Source organism: Algoriphagus resistens (assembly GCF_001442615.1).
Lineage (GTDB): Bacteria > Bacteroidota > Bacteroidia > Cytophagales > Cyclobacteriaceae > Algoriphagus > Algoriphagus resistens.
Genome location: NZ_LMXN01000005.1, coordinates 116,328 through 131,212, shown reverse-complemented (window position 1 = coordinate 131,212; position 14,885 = coordinate 116,328). Strand labels below are relative to the sequence as shown.

Annotated in this window: 13 protein-coding genes; 2 read left to right on the top strand and 11 right to left on the bottom strand. The window is 41.5% G+C overall.

The window, feature by feature from the left end:
• Positions 1-126: 126 nt before the first annotated feature.
• The 9 genes from trmB to holA form a co-directional block, all read right to left on the bottom strand.
• Positions 127-786, bottom strand: a complete 660-nt coding sequence (trmB, locus tag AS141_RS11140) for a tRNA (guanosine(46)-N7)-methyltransferase TrmB (RefSeq protein WP_057937745.1) — start codon at positions 784-786, stop codon at positions 127-129.
• Entirely contained in the window at positions 787-2,154 is a 1,368-nt protein-coding gene (locus AS141_RS11135; protein ID WP_057937744.1) for a bifunctional folylpolyglutamate synthase/dihydrofolate synthase, read from the bottom strand.
• 3 nt (positions 2,155-2,157) lie between these two features.
• Complete coding sequence (locus AS141_RS11130) at positions 2,158-3,114, bottom strand: hypothetical protein (RefSeq protein WP_057937743.1); 957 nt, start codon at positions 3,112-3,114, stop codon at positions 2,158-2,160.
• 5 nt (positions 3,115-3,119) lie between these two features.
• A complete protein-coding gene (locus AS141_RS11125) occupies positions 3,120-3,509 on the bottom strand; it encodes an ExbD/TolR family protein (RefSeq protein WP_057937742.1) in 390 nt (129 codons plus the stop codon).
• Between the two features lie 6 nt (positions 3,510-3,515).
• Positions 3,516-4,202 carry a MotA/TolQ/ExbB proton channel family protein gene (locus AS141_RS11120; RefSeq protein ID WP_057937741.1) on the bottom strand — a complete coding sequence of 229 codons (687 nt, stop codon included), beginning with the start codon at positions 4,200-4,202 and terminating at the stop codon, positions 3,516-3,518.
• Between the two features lies 1 nt (position 4,203).
• Positions 4,204-4,989 carry a hypothetical protein gene (locus tag AS141_RS11115; protein WP_057937740.1) on the bottom strand — a complete coding sequence of 262 codons (786 nt, stop codon included), beginning with the start codon at positions 4,987-4,989 and terminating at the stop codon, positions 4,204-4,206.
• A 68-nt stretch (positions 4,990-5,057) separates the two neighbouring features.
• Positions 5,058-6,773, bottom strand: a complete 1,716-nt coding sequence (locus AS141_RS11110) for a TonB-dependent receptor (protein ID WP_057937739.1) — start codon at positions 6,771-6,773, stop codon at positions 5,058-5,060.
• Between the two features lie 3 nt (positions 6,774-6,776).
• Positions 6,777-9,764: a tetratricopeptide repeat protein gene (locus AS141_RS11105; RefSeq protein ID WP_057937738.1), complete on the bottom strand. Its 2,988-nt coding sequence runs from the start codon at positions 9,762-9,764 to the stop codon at positions 6,777-6,779.
• 108 nt (positions 9,765-9,872) lie between these two features.
• Positions 9,873-10,901, bottom strand: a complete 1,029-nt coding sequence (gene holA / locus AS141_RS11100) for a DNA polymerase III subunit delta (protein WP_057937737.1) — start codon at positions 10,899-10,901, stop codon at positions 9,873-9,875.
• Positions 10,902-11,239: 338 nt separating this feature from the next.
• Here holA and AS141_RS11095 point away from each other — a divergent pair, with 338 nt between their 5' ends.
• Positions 11,240-11,968: a tetratricopeptide repeat protein gene (locus tag AS141_RS11095; RefSeq protein WP_057937736.1), complete on the top strand. Its 729-nt coding sequence runs from the start codon at positions 11,240-11,242 to the stop codon at positions 11,966-11,968.
• A gap of 50 nt (positions 11,969-12,018) precedes the next feature.
• On the opposite strand, the gene AS141_RS11090 is transcribed toward AS141_RS11095, so the two are convergent.
• Together AS141_RS11090 and AS141_RS11085 are read right to left on the bottom strand one after the other, a co-directional pair.
• Complete coding sequence (locus AS141_RS11090; RefSeq protein WP_057937735.1) at positions 12,019-12,861, bottom strand: universal stress protein; 843 nt, start codon at positions 12,859-12,861, stop codon at positions 12,019-12,021.
• 7 nt (positions 12,862-12,868) lie between these two features.
• Positions 12,869-13,789, bottom strand: coding sequence for a 2-hydroxyacid dehydrogenase (locus AS141_RS11085; RefSeq protein WP_057937734.1), 921 nt, complete (start codon positions 13,787-13,789; stop codon positions 12,869-12,871).
• Positions 13,790-13,973: 184 nt separating this feature from the next.
• On the opposite strand from AS141_RS11085, the gene AS141_RS11080 reads away from it, so the two are divergent.
• Positions 13,974-14,819 carry a DUF2911 domain-containing protein gene (locus AS141_RS11080; protein WP_057937733.1) on the top strand — a complete coding sequence of 282 codons (846 nt, stop codon included), beginning with the start codon at positions 13,974-13,976 and terminating at the stop codon, positions 14,817-14,819.
• Positions 14,820-14,885 lie beyond the last annotated feature (66 nt).

The following is a 14,885-nucleotide window of genomic DNA, read 5'->3' as shown; positions in this document are numbered from 1 at the left end:
TTCATTTTACTTCCCGCAGGTAAATGCGAAAAACAATCACGGATTATCCCAGATTCTGAAATGATATTTGATGGGAAATATCAAATCATTTGCACAAATCCAGGGGGAAATATAATGACAGTCCAGCTAAATAAACCTACATTTAAGGTATTTGATTTTCTCCCCCTTATCAGAGAACATCTTTTCGTATCGGGTTTGAATTCCAAAATGATCATCCTTCCATTCGCTTTGATAAAAATCATGAGTGAAGCCTATCACTTGGATATCTTCCCTACGTTGAAAAAGCTCCAATGAATAATTGAAAAGATCTGTATTATCAGTTTTGAAATGCAAAACACCTTGTTTTTTCAGTATGGGTTTGTACATGTCCAAAAAGCGAGGTGAGGTCAACCGGCGTTTTTCGTCTCCATCTCGTGGAAATGGATCAGGAAAAGTGATCCAAAGCTCAGAAATCTCATCTGCCGCAAAATACTTATCCAAAAGCTCAATCTGAGTTCTAAGGAAAGCCACATTGTGAATACCTTCTTTGGTGGCTGTTGAGCTACCTTTCCAGATTCGACTTCCTTTGATATCCACGCCAATAAAATTCTGATTGGGGAAATTACGGGCTAAACCAACGGTGAATTCTCCTCTCCCACAGGCAAGTTCCACTACTAGTGGATTTGGATTTTTAAACTGACCATCATTCCAGCTCCCCTTGATTGTTTCAAAAATTGGCTTTCCAGCCTGGATTACATTTGGGTTCTCTTCGTTTTCTTGGAAGCGAACCAGTTTTTTTCTACTCATCTAAAGCTCTTCGATTTCTGCGACCACAAAAGTACTCCCTCCAACAAAAATCAAGTCATCTTCGCCAGCATTTTTTCTGGCAAATGCCAATGCGTCATTAATATCAGGAACTACTTCTCCTTTCAAACCTAAAGAAAATGCCTTTTCTGCCAACTGGTCTGCAGGCAAAGCTCTTGGTAGTTTGGCTGCGCAAAAGACAAAGTTTGCCGATTTCGGAAGCATGGAAAGTACCTTTGAAATATCCTTATCCTGAACCATCCCGAGCACCAGCCAAAGCTTCGTAAAAGTGTATGTTTGCAATTGGGATAGTATTTCCCTAAAACCAGCCTCGTTATGTCCAGTATCACAAATTACTGTAGGATTGGTAGATAATGTTTGCCACCTTCCCTTCAACCCGGTCAATTCAGCTACATTTTTCAGTCCTTCCAAAACAGCTTTTTCTGGCAAATTCCAACCCAATTTCCGCATATGAGCAATTGATTCAAGAATACCTGGAAGGTTATATTTCTGATAATTCCCGTTCAACCCAAACGTCAGAATGAAAGAATTATTAACCTCTTCCTGTGGATTCATGGACCGGCTTGCTGCATCGCCGGGATCGATCTGTGATTCCACAGACGACTTTAATTCACCACTAGTTTGAATACAATAATTCGCCTTTCCCTCCTCTTCAGAGACTTTTTCAGCTCTCCATTTATCATCGGAAAAAGTGATTGGAGCATTCATCTTGATAGCTTTCTGAATGAAAACTTCTTTCGTTTCCCCCTGCGTTTCGCTGATCACCACAGGCGTATTTGCTTTAATGATTCCAGCTTTTTCTCCTGCGATCAAAGGAAGTGTATTTCCCAAAAACTGTACATGATCAAATCCAATATTGGTAATCAGAGAGAGCTCAGGGGTGATAATATTCGTACTATCGAAATTCCCTCCCATTCCTACTTCCACAATAGCAATATCAACTTCTTGCTGCGCAAAATGCCAAAAAGCCATTCCGACAGTCATTTCGAAAAAACTTGGCTTCAATTCATCAAGAAAGTTTTTATTTTCTTCTACAAACTGAACCACCAACCCCGGGCTAATTTTCTCCCCGTTAATCCTTATTCTCTCTGTAAATGACTTGAGATGAGGAGAGGTATAAAGTCCGGTTTTATAACCTGCACTTTGAAAAATTGATGCTAAACTATGAGAAGAACTTCCCTTGCCATTAGTTCCAGCCACATGAATTGACTTGAATTTTCGTTCGGGATTGCCTAAGTAGCCACAAAGTAAAACAGTACTTCGAAGATCCTTTCTGAATGCTGAGGCTCCCACGCGCTGAAACATGGGAAGGGAATTAAACAAATAATCCAGCGTTTCCTGGTAATTCATTGCTTAATCTACCTTTACGACAAACGTGATTTTACCTGTAGAAAACTCAGCTGCAGCCCCCCCTTGCTTCTTAAATGATATCTGGTTTACTACCTGGCGGTAATAAGCCAACACGTCATTTGACACATTGTATTCTAAAGGTACTGCCTGCACAACTCTTCCCAGATCATCAATGGTTATTTTAAAAACAATCTTACCATTTCGGGTGGAGACCCTATCGTTGATATTCGGTCGCTGCGCAAAATCCCAGCCTGCAAGATCTAAACTATACCCATCACCGGAATTAGCACCTTTCCCTGATCCAACTCCCATAATAGCTCTTCCATCAACAGTACCTTTTGGATCGCCTTCATCTCCTTTGTCCTGCGAAGTTCCCTGAGCTCCGCCAGAAGCGGGTGTAGTTCCTTTCCCTGAGGTTCCACCAGCACCAAATATCGCTCTCTGATCAATTTTTGGTTTCTCAGGCGCTTTTTGTACAGTTTCCTGTTCTTTAGCTTTTGCAGGAGTTTCTACCGGTTTAGCTACTTCTTTCTTTACAGGTTCAGGTTTTTTAGTCTGTTCTGTGGCCTTTTCCTCCCCTCTGATTGGAGATGGTTTGGTTGTCACTGCCTTGTTTACAGAAGGCTTAGGCTGGGCAGCTGGCTTTGCTGTCTCTGTTTTAGGGCTTGGTGGCGGAGTAGCAGGTTTGGTCACTTCTGGAGCTATTTCTCCAGGTGCAGCTGCTTCAACTACCGGCGTTGGAGTTTCTGAAGGAGCAACGGGACTGTTTCTTTCGCCAGAACCCGTTGGAGTAAATCCAAGATTCAGCTCCAGCCCGAAAGTAGGCAAAGGTGGGACAGGTTGCTTCCAAACCACAATAAAATAGAACGCGATCAAAAGCAGCACGTTGAAGATAATGGTAATTATCCACGATTTCCTTTTGCTTTCGTTCTCTATTTTATCTGCGTTCCAGAATTCCATTTCTTTTAGAATGGTTTTGTTGCTATAGATACATTTGCCTCAAGTCCTGCCGCTATTCCTCCAATCTCTACTAAATACTCAACGGGAACATCTTTATCAATGTGCAAGACTACCTGGCCTTTCTTATCCTTAAGTAAAGAAGTCAATTCGCCTTTGATTTGTTCCCTTGGAACAATCTTATCATTTACAGAATACTTAAGATCTTTGGTAACTGTAACGGTGACTTCCTGCATAACGATATCTGAAGTCTCGCTGGAAGGCAAGTTCACCGGTAAACCTGAAGGTGTGATGAAGGAAGATGTCAGCATGAAGAAAATCAACAACAGAAATATAATATCTGTCATCGATGACATGCTAAATGCCGGATCCACTTTATTTTTAGCCTGAAGTCCCATTTTTCTTTAGTCTTGTAGCAGGTCAATAAATTCTATCGAGGAATATTCCATATTGTGGACGAGTTTAGATACTTTCGACACCAGATAGTTATACCCCAAATATGCGATAATACCGACCACCAATCCCGCCGCGGTAGTGATCATCGCTTCATAAATACCTTCGGAAAGAAGCTTCGGTGAAACCATCCCTTCCTCTTGCGCTATGGCTATAAATGCCTGAATCATACCCGCAACGGTCCCCAAGAATCCTATCATAGGAGCTGCTCCTGATACAGTAGCAAGCAAGTTTAGGTTTTTTTCCAACTTATAGATCTCGATTTTACCGACGTTCTCAATAGCTACTTCTATATTTTTCAAAGGAGAGCCTATACGTTCCACTCCTTTGGCTATCATATTGGCAACCGGAGTTTGCTCGCCTGCACAGAGAATTTTCGCCTTTTCTGTCTGTCCATTCTGAACCAATACCCTCACCTGATCCATCAGATGTGAGGAAGTTTTAGAAGCTTTATTGAGCGTAATTAGTCGCTCTACAAAGATAAAAATGGCCAGAATAAATAGAAGGTAAAGCGGAACCATCATGTACCCGCCTTTAATTAAAAGATCAAGAAGACCGATGTTATCTTTGGTGGCGCCCATTGCCAAGCTGTCTGCTGCAGAAAGAGTATCTGTAGAGAGCGTTTGAAGTAGAATCATATTAATATTTCAAAATCCATAATGCTTCACTGTATTGATCTTTGACACGCTCCAATTCTTCAGTCATGGCTGTGAATCCTATCGAGCGTTCAATAGCCAAACGATAATTGTCAGAACCTTCGTATGGCATGATCAGGTAAATAGTCTCAGTTCGGTTAAAGTATTGGGAAGCCTCTTTCACCGCCAATTCTTCATTAGGAAGGCTTCCAACAATAATGTAAAACTGTGGTCTTGAACTTTTTTCAGTTACTTTCACCAAGTTACCTGTTGCATTATCATCAATAGTTGTACCAGTTTGACCAGACTGGATGGCAGGTTTAGCAGAACTTAGAGAGTCGGAATTAATACCCTGATTATCAATATCCTGAAACTCTTCACTTGGTGTAGAATTTAAGATAGCTTCATCGTTCTCTTTACTTGCTGCCCCTGCTGCCGATTCAGACATGTATACCTCAGATCCTTGAGTAGAAACATCCGACTTATTCATTTGCCAAATAATCACAACTACCACCGTTAAAGCCAAGATAGCCGTAATCCAAATCCAGGAACTACTGGATTTCTTTTCTTCAATTTTGAATTCTGATTTAGAAACCTGTTCTGTCTCTGAAAGAGGTGGTTTTAATGCTTGGATTGTCTTCTTTTTGACTTCAGCTACATTTATAGGAGCCGCTTTTCCTTCTTCCTTCTTGGAAATTCGGGCTTGTGCCAATGGAACAACCTCTACATATGGAAGTCCATAATCCTTAGGGTCAGTCCAATGTTTATTATCTGTGGTTTTACCGGTCATTGCTTTCGGGGAATGTTACGAAACTAAATGAATTGAGTCTAAACCCCAACCTAAAGTCTCAAACAATCTTAGAATTTGAAAGACGCTCCTCCTATGAACTGGATTCCCCGCACAGGATAATTCAGCCAGCGCATATTTTTACCGTTCAGGATATTATTGCCTTCGGCAAAAATGGAGATTCTATCCGTGATCCCGTAATCAGCTTTCAGCTGCAAATCGGCAATTGTTTTCAATTTGACCACCTCATACGGTCCCGGGTCTGTTGTGTCGCTCAAATCAGTCCCGCGGGCTTTAATTCCACCCATCAAATTAAGATTCGCCTGTACGATCAATCGCTCAATTGGAGTTACCTGATTATTTACTCTCAGTTCCCAGATCGGTCTATTCCAGGCCTCTGCCTGAGTGCCCAGATCATACTGATATAGATCAAGCCTACTATTTAGCGAATACATATCCGAGAATTTATATCCCAGTTCTGCATTGATGTTTAAGACCGTGGTTTTATCATCATACACTAGGTTAAACCTTGCTGAATCAGTCGTCACCAGATTATTGGTGTAACTGTTCACAAAGAAATGCATCTGATTATAGCGGCTCACATTGGCTGCTGCCCTATAGCTGAAAGCACCTTGAAACTGACCTTCTATCCCACCTTCAATCTTGTAATTCTGAACTGTGTTTAGCAATTGATCACTTGGCCCCAAATAAGGATTTTCATTAACAAAACTGTAATAGGTATTACGCTGTACATCACCGGAAAACTCTCCGAAAAAGCCAAACTCTTCTGCAAACTGATAGTTTGCTTTAAGTACTGGAAAGACATGAAAATCACTTGATTTATTCTCTATAGAATCATTTTCTGAAACCAGATTCAAACCTGCAGTGAAATTAAATGCTTCATATCTATAGGAAATTGTAGGACGGACTGCAAAATAAGTCCTCTTCAATGAATAGGTCAGATCTTCGGGATTGGTGGAAAAATAAGATAGCCCAACTTTTCCAGCCCAGTCATCTGTTGGTCTAAACGTCAAGCTTGCCTCTGCACCAATTTGGTTCTCTTTGACCAGATAGCTATCCGTGAAATTTCTATAGCTCAACTGTCCTTGGTAAGATATAGGCCCCACTTTTTCGAGCTCACGTATACCGGCCTTCACCTCGATGGCCTGTAGTACATTTCCATCAAATCCTGTAAACTGACCATTTTCATCCACCAGGAAAGTTGGATCCAGGCCATAAAACCGATAGCTATCCTGGTTCCAACTGAACCCACCAAATACCTCAACAAAATCCGTGAAGTAGCTGCCATCAAACCCTAAATCAGTATGTGATTCCTTAGATTCTTCACCCAACACAGGGCCTTTTCTAAAACTCTGATGGTTCAATTGCAAAGAATAATTGAAATCCGCAATCTCAGTACCCATATACCTAGCTTCCAAAAGTGGAGAATCAAAATTGCCATAACCGGCCCGTATGTATCCTGGATAAAGATCCAATCGCTCAGGAGTATAGACTTTCTGTGAAGGTTCAGCTTTCAGATCCAAGGGCTTCAGATTCAACGGATAGCTTGTAACCAGATAATTATATTCATTCAACCCTGTTGGTTTAGGCAATGTAGGCAACTTCTCATACATCCGCGGTTGAACCGGTACAGTGAGTACGCGGTCTTTTCTGATCACAAATTCCTGATCAGTAACAGCTCCTCTTTGCTGGGTTTGTGCGATTGACCACACGGACGTCAAACCGATAATTCCTGTCAAAAGGATAGTTCTTGCTAGCTTTATCATTGTCTAGTTAAGGGTTTGGAGTTTGGATTGAGCCATTTGTTTGATTTCCTGATTAGTAGAATTCTCCACGATAGATTCCAAGGTCGCTTTTGCCTGGAATTCCTCTCCGCTTTTCACATAATTATCTGCCAAAAGCAAGAATATCCTCCCATACCAATAATCGTAGTTGACAAAAGGACCTGACTGATCAAAGATCAATTCATTGGATTGGGTAATCTCTCCTTTTTCCTGTAAAGCTAAAGCCAATAAATAAAGCCCTTCTGCCCCCTGTTCCGTTTTATAATCTGCTATCAAAGCAGTCAAAGTCAATTCCGACTGCGGTTTTTGATTTAGGGCATTTTGGGATTTTGCTTTGATCAGCAAAGCTTTTGGAGAAGTCTCTGGAATCACGCCATCCAGCGTAGCTAAACGCTCAGCCAGTGTGATCGCCTGCTGATAATTCTTTGCTTCAAAATTTGCAAGCATCAATCCCTGAACAGCCTCAGCTTCCTCTGGTTTACTGCGGGCATTTTGCACAGATGTCTCCAGATAGGGTATAGCCTGCGCAAAGTTGCCTTTTTCCAATTCAATGGCTCCTATCTTCTGCATGGCACGAAGTCTCTGCGGAGAAGCTGGCTCATTTTCCAGAGTTTTGAATTGTGCTAAGGCTTTATCCGTATCACCGGCCAGCATATAACTATCTCCTAAGAAATAAAGTGCATCAGCTCGCTGTGCTGATTGAGGGTAGTTTTTCAGGTAATTTTCGAATCCTCGTATTGCCTGGGCATAGTTTTTATCAAAATAAGTCCCTTTTGCAGCTTCAAATTCCAACGATTGAACACTTCCGTCACTTGGATTTGCTCCTTTGTATTTAGTCAAATAATCTGAAAATTCACCAGATCTTCCCTGAAGCGCAAGAGTTTCTTGAAGGCCTTTCAGCGCAGTCTCGGCATTTTGGGCATTGGGATGCTCATTGAGGATAGTACTGTAATCCTTTATTGTCTGATCGTAATTCTGAAGCGAGAAATTCGCCACAGCCCTACCTTCCAACGCATAAGGTACAAATGGGCTATTTGGCTTAGAACTCAGCAGGTCTGAAAAAGAAACAGAAGCCGCCTGATAGCTAGTCTCCTCCATATAGATCTGACCTCGTTGGAATAAAGCATCTTCCAGGTAAAGGCTATTCGGATAGCGGGAAATGAGCACATCGAGTTGACCAAGAGCTTCTTGGTTTCTGGACTGGAAATTTTGCACTACCGCCAATCTGTAATAAGCGTAATCAACTCCTGAGTTCCCTTCATTGATGGCCCGCTGGAATACAGAAGCTGCCTCACCAAATCTTTTCTGCACATAATAACAATCACCCAACCTCAATATCGCATCGTCGTACTGCTGTTTGTTTGCAATAATCTGTCTGTTTTCAGTGAATTTCCTGAACTGCTCCTCTGCTTTGGAATATTGCTGGGAATTGAAGTAGGCGTAGCCAAGCCCATAATAGGTTTTGGCCACTGTGCCATTGGTTCCCGATGGGCGATTACTCAGCACTGATTCGTAGGCTTTGATCGCCTGCGGCAAATTACCTGCTGCTGAATTGATTTCTCCTTTCCAGAAGTGTGAATCCAAAACCAGGTTTTTATCTACAGGAAACTTCAGAGATTTATCGATATAAACCAAAGCAGGATTCCACTTTTTATCCCGGTAATAAACCATGGCTTGATAGAAGGCCACTTTCTGATAAGCTTCTTGGATTCTAGGTGATTTGTTAGAGATTTTATCCATCTGCTCAATGGCACGGAGGTAATCATTGGTGTTTACAAGTGCTTCAGAAAGTAAACCCTCTGCTTCTGACCTGTATTTTCCTGAAGGATAACTTTCCACATATTCATCTAAAGCCGTAATGGCAGATTGGAAACTTCCTTTTTGCAGGTTTACTTTGGCATAATTGAAAATGGATTCTTCCTTGATTGCAGGATTAAAATCAGATTTTGCAGCTGATTGGAAACTTGTTGAGGCGAACTGATAATTCTCCAGTTTCAAATAAGCTTGGGCCAAGTAATAACTGGAAGCTTGGCCAATTTCATCAGTTGCTGATGCAGATACTTTTAAGTAATCCGTAGCGCGTTGGTAGTTTTTTATTTCAAACTGGGAAATCCCGGCTTTGTAAATCTCCTCTCTTCCGAGTTCTCCTTTTTGGGCATTGATAAACGCATCGTAGTTTTCTGCCGCTTTTGCAAAATTTCCCTTGGCATAATATGCTTCTGCCAGGTACAAATAGATTACTTCCTTTTTCTCCAGATTTTGCCCATTTGTCAACTTTGGCTCAGCGAAACTAATCAACTGATCATAGCTTCCCTGCTTGTAATAAAGAGCCGCCAGTAGATAAGGAACCTTGTTGGCATAGAATGGTGATTGGGAAGCTGTCTGAAGATCTGCAATAGCTTTTGAAGTATTCCCATTTTCCATGGCAATAAAGCCACTGTAATAGTAAGAGTCAAAACTTGCCTGTTGATTAAGCGCTTTGCCGGCATCAAAATAGGGTGCTGCCTGCTCGTATTGGTTGAGCTGGAAATGCGAATAGCCTTGCTTAAAGAGAACTTCGGCTTGATTTTCCAGAGGCAGTTTTTCGGCATCGACCAGCTTATAGCTTTCGATCGCCTCAGCAAAATTCCTTTTGAAAAAATAGTGATCCCCCAGATACAATCCTGCAGTGGTTACGGAAGGATCATTTCCATGATCATAGATATAGCTTTTCATCAATCCTGCCCCATCTGGACTTTCTAGCTGAAGAGCCGCCATTGCGCGGTTCAATTCAGCGGCTTTTTCCTGTCCTGAGTTCACAGGCCTTTCCAGAAGCCTGGTATTATCATAGATGTTTGCAGAAAAAAGCTGCTTGTCAAAAAGGGCCAGATTGTGATCTAGCTTCTGTTGGGGACTGGTCTGATAGAGGGTAGATTGGGAATACGCCTCCAAACTGAGTCCAAGGCTCGCCAGGACCACAAGGTGATATTTCATCTGTTTATTTTTTATTTCTCAGCGGTCATATGGAATCTCGCACGGCGTACAATCTTGCCTCTGTGTGTTGCCTGCAACATGCTCGATTTCATAAAGTGGCTTAGGTACTCAGTGCAAAATCTTGTAAACAAGCTCGCGGAGGTTTTCAGCTTCGCTCAGACTTCCGGAGTCAACTCCTTTGTAACGAAGATCAGCCTCTTTGATGTATCCAAACACATCAATTACCTTGCCTAAATTATAGTTTCTGGATGCTACCAAATATTCTTTGACCACAAATGGTGGCAACCCCAAAAGACTTGCTAACTGCTGCTCGTTTGCTCCTGATTTTTTTGCCTGATGGATCATAGCAATTCTCGTAAAGTAGTTGAACATCAGTGAAAACATGGGAATCACTGGATTTGCCTTAGGATTTTGGATAAAATAGTGGATGATCTTATTTGCCTTCACCACGTCCTTGAATCCTATTGCTTTCAGAAATTCAAAGTTGTTGTAATCCTTATTGATCCCAATGTACTTGGAGATGTGTTCATTGGTGATTTTCGTAGGCTCCTGGAAATTGATCAGCATCTTCCCTAGTTCATTGGAAAGTACTTCGAGGTTATTCCCAATAGAATCCGCTAACAGTTGAGCTGCACGATTATCGATCGAATGCTGCGTTTCCTTGATGAATCCCTCTATCCAGTCCGTGAGCTTGTAATCTTTCACCTTATCGGAGCGTACATACACGGTTTTCTTATCCAACTCTTTGTAAAGTGCACTTCGCCCGTCCAGCTTTTTGTATTTATGAGCAAATACCAGGATAGTACTCGGTAGTGGATTTTGCACATAGCTAACCAGTAATTTCTGCGCTTCCTCCTTTCCCAGATCGGATAAACTCTGGGCCTCTTTCACGATCACTACTTGGCGATCTGCCATCATCGGAAATTTCCTTGCGTTGTTCAGGATCACTCCGACATTGGAATCTTTTCCATAAAGGACTACCTGATTGAACCCCCGTTCATGTTCAGCGATCGCATTCTTCTCGATAAAGTCCGTAATCTGATCAATAAAGAACGGTTCCTCCCCATCCAAAAAGTAAATGGGAGCAAACTTTTTCGCTTTCAGATCTTTAAGTACAGCTTGTGGTTGTTGGGGCATAAGGAAGGAGTAATCTCAGGCCTTAAAGATAGCAAGCCTACCCATTTGCCTGCAAAAACCACGGAAAGATTCTTTGGTAAACTATTCAAGGCTTAACTTTGTCTTGATATTGAGAGCCGGAAAGTGTAAAAGTTGGAAAGTATGAACAATTTCGGGTGCACGTTTTGTTTGTAGATATAGTTTGAGGTTAAAAGTTAGAGGTAGCGTTCGAAAGTTGGAAAGTGTAGTAAGCTATAAAAATTCCCTCCTCTAACTCCCCTTGCAACCTCAGCGTCTGTACCATATAATTATGCTCACTGCGTATCACTCCGTGTCCCCGATGGTTAAAAAAAAGGATTATGAATTTCGAAAAAGGAATAGAATTATATAAGTCAGGAAAATTTGAAGAGGCTTTGGCCATATTTGATGGATTGGTAAAAGCCACTCCCGACCAACCTCACCTGCATCTAAGTCGCGGGCGGATACTTTCCAGGCTTGGGAGAACGGAAGAAGCCTTGGTCGAATTCGATCTGATTACAGCTTTGGAGCCATACAATACTGACTTCATCTCAGATCGGGCAGTGGTTTTGCATTTGCTCAAAAGAAATAAGGAAGCGCTCACTGAGCTGGACCGAGCCGCAAATCTCGATCCTAAAAACCCTTATCGCTACAGCAGCCGCGCTTACTTCAAAGATAGAATCGGTGACTTGGAAGGAGCTATTGCAGACTACGAAAAAGCCATAGAACTGGATCCTGAGGATGCAGTTTCACATAACAATAAAGGGTTGGTCGAAGAGAAACTAGGCTATCAGGAAAGGTCAAAAAAGAGTTTTGAAAAAGCTGATGGTCTAGTCGGATACTCACCAAAAGAGATTAATGCCCCAAGTGCGACGCCCGCTGAAGAAGGTTCTGGTATTCCTAAAACTGATCCAAAATCAATTGAGAAACTTACTGTCCCAATTCACAAGAAAGAAATGTCTTTTAACCATTTCTTAAATACATTAGGTTCTGTTTTTACCAATGTCAATACCAGAAAAGAATTTGCAGATTACTTAAAGGGCATGTTTGGCGGGAAAAAGAGCGGGTAGTAGATAAACCTTTCGGCTTAATTTTTTCATATCCTTCGTTGTAAAAAACGTTAAAAAGACTTAATTACCCACAACGGTTTATTGATGAAGTAGGCCATTTTCTTCGATAGGCTTTTCGAAAAAATCTGATCAAAAAAGGATTTCTTTTCACTGAGCGTGACCAAAATGTCACCTTTCGCTGTTTGTAGGTAATTTTCCAATCCCAAAGCAATATCATCGCGGAAGGACTTCAGGACAAAATTGACTTTATCATATTTTATAAAGGGTTCAATCTCTTCCACCATGGTCATGTGCAGTGATTTATCAAGGGCTTTATGACTGGTGGTGACATGAACCAAATCAATTTCTGAATCAAAAAATCTGGCTACCTCCACGATTTTTTGAATCGCCAGCTTATCCTCTTCCAAGTAATCACTCGCATACACAAGCTTTCTGGGAGCTTTGAAATAAACTTTTCGAGGAACTACCAGGACATCCCTATCGGATTGCTCCACTATAAGGCTGGCTCTAGAGCCAATCATATTCTCTCTAAAGTCATTCACACCCTCAGTACCTACCACGATCAGACCGGCATTGATCTGTTCCGCATATTCCAGCGTTTCCTTGACGATACCACCTTCCTTCACCACGGAAACACAGCTCTTCAGTCCATTCTTTGTCGCTTCCTTAATGACAGCATCTTGCAGATTTTGAAGCTTTTCAAGCACAAAGTTCATTTGATGTTCACCACTACTATCTGAAGGAGAAAGCTTCTCATAATCTTCTCTGTTAAGAACATGGAAAAGGACAAGGTCTGCCCTGTATTTTTCACCCAATCTGGTAGCATACTCAATTGCGTTGAGCGAGCATTCAGAAAAATCTGTAGGGCATAATATGTTAAAAACTTGCTCCATAGTATTCTCAGTAGCCTCTACTCCGATTTACGACATTTACCAATTCCCGGTTCTCTTTGATTCGTCTGATATTCTCCACCACTTGTGGTGCCGCTGCCTGGGGATTTGTCACACTCGCTATATGCGGGGTCATGGTTATTTTCCGATTTTCCCAAAATGGATGGTTTTCAGGCAATGGTTCCTCTCGATAAACATCAAGCATGGCTCCTGACAAGTGGCCTTCTTCTAGGGCCTTCATCAAATCATCCTCTACCAGGTGCTTTCCACGGGCCACGTTGATGAGGTAGGTGTTTGGGTTGCATTTCTCAAATAAATCCATGTTCAAAATATTTTCAGTATCCGGAGTAAGCGGAAGTAAGCAAATCAACACATTCACTTGATTTAAAAACTCATTTAATTTATCCTTAGTATAATAGGGATATTCAAAATCAGGTTTCTCAGAAAAACCAAAACCAACCACTGGAAATCCCATATAATTGAGTTTGTCCATTACGTCTTTTCCCAAAGCCCCCACACCCATTACTCCTATAGTCACGTCCAATTCCGGACTACTCATATCCCAGATTTTCTTTCTCTGGTTTAGCTGGTAGCGTGTTGTCTGTCTGTGAAAATTCAGCACAGCCATCACCACATAATTTGTCATGGAAAAAGTAAGCTTTTCGTCCACTATCCTCACTATAGGTATAGAGGCAGGAATTGATTTGTCCCGTAAAATATGATCTACCCCTGCACCCATAGAACTGATAAGCTTTAAATTCGGAAATTCGGAAAGTATGCCTTCCGGATGCTGCCAAAGAAAAACGTATTCCACTTTTTCAGGTTCATTAATTTTGGGATATACCTCGATACTCAAATCAGGTGCGAGCGCGTTAAATTCTTTAATCCAAACGTCCGGATCTTTGCCTGGACTTATAATAGCTAAACTCATAATGTTCTATACGGTGGATATCAATTGAGGATGAAAAACAGCTAAAAACCTTCAGGCGTATATAAAAAATGAGGGATGCATTTAAAATATTTGCCTTAAAAAGATCGAAATTTGGGCTTTTCAAAACATACGATCACAGTTTTACGCTTAACTAACTTTAAACCAAATTAGAACTTCAAATTCAATGAAACAAAAAATCGCATTCACATTAGCTATTTTGCTGTGCAGTCTAGTTTCTTTTGCACAGCAAATCCAAATGCCACAGGCATCTCCATCAGCAAAGATTGCCCAAAAAGTAGGCTTGACAGATGTGACGGTGGACTATAGTAGACCGAGTACTAAGGACCGTAAAATTTTTGGAGAACTGGTTCCTTACGGACAGGTTTGGAGAACGGGTGCAAACGGCGCTACAGTACTTTCATTTTCCACCGATGTTATCATAGACGGCAAAAACATCCCGGCAGGGCAATATGCGCTTTATTCTATCCCGGGTAAATCTGAGTGGACTATGATTCTTTCCAGAAACATCAAACTCTGGGGCGCTATTGGATACAATGAAAGTGAAGATGTTATCCGGTTTAGTGCAAAGCCTGAAAAGCTTAACAAAAAGGCTGAAACCTTTGAAATCAGCTTTGCAAATATGACGGATACAGGCTCAGATCTTTCATTGAAATGGGAAAAAACAAAAATTGATTTCCGGATTGAAACAGAGGTAGACCCACTGGTGATGTCACAGATCAAAGAATATGTAATCGATGCCAACAACGCTGATCCAAGTCTACTCTATTCTGCGGCAAGCTATTATTACACCAACAAGAAGGATCTGAATCAGGCTTTCAACTGGATCAATGAATCTGTGGAAGATGATCCGAAATATTGGACAATGCACCTGAAAGCTAAGATAGAAGCTGCCTTAGGCAAAAAAACAGAGGCGTTAGAGTCAGCTGAAGAAGCAATAGACCTAGCAGAGGAAGCAGGGAATCAGGATTATGTGGGATTAAATGAAAGATTGATCAAGTCATTGAAGTAGAAAAAGCAGGAAGCCCAAAGTCTAGTGCGAGAAGTGAGGCAAATCAATAAGTTCATTCTATTACTA

Coding starts and splice junctions, on each gene's coding strand:
- trmB (WP_057937745.1), bottom strand. CDS start 786: ATGAGTAGAAAAAAACTGGTTCGCTTCCAAGAAAACGAAGAGAACCCA.
- AS141_RS11135 (WP_057937744.1), bottom strand. CDS start 2,154: ATGAATTACCAGGAAACGCTGGATTATTTGTTTAATTCCCTTCCCATG.
- AS141_RS11130 (WP_057937743.1), bottom strand. CDS start 3,114: ATGGAATTCTGGAACGCAGATAAAATAGAGAACGAAAGCAAAAGGAAA.
- AS141_RS11125 (WP_057937742.1), bottom strand. CDS start 3,509: ATGGGACTTCAGGCTAAAAATAAAGTGGATCCGGCATTTAGCATGTCA.
- AS141_RS11120 (WP_057937741.1), bottom strand. CDS start 4,202: ATGATTCTACTTCAAACGCTCTCTACAGATACTCTTTCTGCAGCAGAC.
- AS141_RS11115 (WP_057937740.1), bottom strand. CDS start 4,989: ATGACCGGTAAAACCACAGATAATAAACATTGGACTGACCCTAAGGAT.
- AS141_RS11110 (WP_057937739.1), bottom strand. CDS start 6,773: ATGATAAAGCTAGCAAGAACTATCCTTTTGACAGGAATTATCGGTTTG.
- AS141_RS11105 (WP_057937738.1), bottom strand. CDS start 9,764: ATGAAATATCACCTTGTGGTCCTGGCGAGCCTTGGACTCAGTTTGGAG.
- holA (WP_057937737.1), bottom strand. CDS start 10,901: ATGCCCCAACAACCACAAGCTGTACTTAAAGATCTGAAAGCGAAAAAG.
- AS141_RS11095 (WP_057937736.1), top strand. CDS start 11,240: ATGAATTTCGAAAAAGGAATAGAATTATATAAGTCAGGAAAATTTGAA.
- AS141_RS11090 (WP_057937735.1), bottom strand. CDS start 12,861: ATGGAGCAAGTTTTTAACATATTATGCCCTACAGATTTTTCTGAATGC.
- AS141_RS11085 (WP_057937734.1), bottom strand. CDS start 13,789: ATGAGTTTAGCTATTATAAGTCCAGGCAAAGATCCGGACGTTTGGATT.
- AS141_RS11080 (WP_057937733.1), top strand. CDS start 13,974: ATGAAACAAAAAATCGCATTCACATTAGCTATTTTGCTGTGCAGTCTA.